1 protein-coding gene is annotated in these 1,177 nt (G+C 37.3%); it reads left to right on the top strand.

What is annotated here, in order from left to right; all coding sequences use genetic code 11:
- Positions 1 to 98 precede the first annotated feature (98 nt).
- Positions 99 to 1,145: an IS1595 family transposase gene (locus HMPREF9304_RS00865; RefSeq protein ID WP_036925883.1), complete on the top strand. Its 1,047-nt coding sequence runs from the start codon at positions 99 to 101 to the stop codon at positions 1,143 to 1,145.
- Positions 1,146 to 1,177 lie beyond the last annotated feature (32 nt).

The following is a 1,177-nucleotide window of genomic DNA, read 5'->3' as shown; positions in this document are numbered from 1 at the left end:
TTCTGTGTTTTGATAAAAGGACTAATATATGTTAATTAAAATATAGCACTTTTGCAACATTCTATAAATCAATTATATTTGCTAAAAATATGAGCCTGATGCTATTGAAAGATTTCTTCCAAATATTCCCCGATGAGAATAGCTGTGAAAATTACCTTAAGGGTATCCGAGAAGAGGTAGGTGTTGTATGTCCTAAGTGTGGAGCAACCAAGTACAAATGGCTATATGGAAGGAGAGCTTTTCAGTGCGAGACCTGTGGTAACAGAATTCCTTTGACAAAGGGCACTGTTATGGAACATAGCAAATTATCGCTATATGATTGGTTTTTCACTGCGCACATGATGACATCCATAAAACAAGTCCTATCGGCTAAAGAGATTCAGCATCAACTTGAACTTGAATATTATCCTCCTGCATGGTTGATGATGATGAAACTGAGAGATATTATGGGACAGAGAGATAGTATCTATAAACTCTCTGAGCAGATAGAACTCGATTTGTCGTATTTCCCAACTTCTTTTATTTCAGAGGAGGGCGGAGAGAAAATCTTAAAGAGTAAACAAACTCCTGTGCTGGTAATTGCGCAGAGCAAAGATGCGGATTCTATTCTAAGCAATTATCTATCAGACAACACTGATACAGAGCGTTTTAACAAAGCATCTAAACTTATAAAGCAAGCTAATAGAAGCAAGGTAAAGAAAGCTGTTCGCTATATTAAAATGTATGCATTACCTAATAGTCAATACAAAACATTAGCACCTTATGTTGAGAAGTCGGTAGTTCATGACTCAAAGATAGATTCAGACGGAGGACATAATCTCATAAGCCTAAAGAAAACTCTAACAGGTCTTGTTCAACATGTTCAGACAGAAAGTAGCCCACACGAAGTCGTGACTAAGGTTCTGCCATGGGTCCACATCGTTACAGGAGAATGCCGCAGTGGTATTGATGCCATTCACAAAGAAATTGACGAGCGGTTTCTCCAATTATACTTGAACGAGTATTGTTGGAAATTTAACCGTCGTTGGTTTAGGGATAGCAAGAAACCAGAATATGATTTGTTCAGACATCTGATGAAGACGGCTGCCCAATATAAGTCAAGTATAAAGTGGCACGACTATGAGGCATACTTTGAAAGAATTTAAGATTTGTTAGTCCTTTTATCAAAACACAGAAA

Source organism: Hoylesella timonensis S9-PR14, from assembly GCF_000762405.1.
Lineage (GTDB): Bacteria > Bacteroidota > Bacteroidia > Bacteroidales > Bacteroidaceae > Prevotella > Prevotella timonensis_A.
Note: the sequence above shows the minus strand (reverse complement) of the source record. Positions and strands in the feature narration are given on the sequence as shown.

Excerpts from the sequence above, each read along its gene's own strand:
- HMPREF9304_RS00865 (WP_036925883.1), top strand. The coding sequence starts at position 99 with ATGCTATTGAAAGATTTCTTCCAAATATTCCCCGATGAGAATAGCTGT.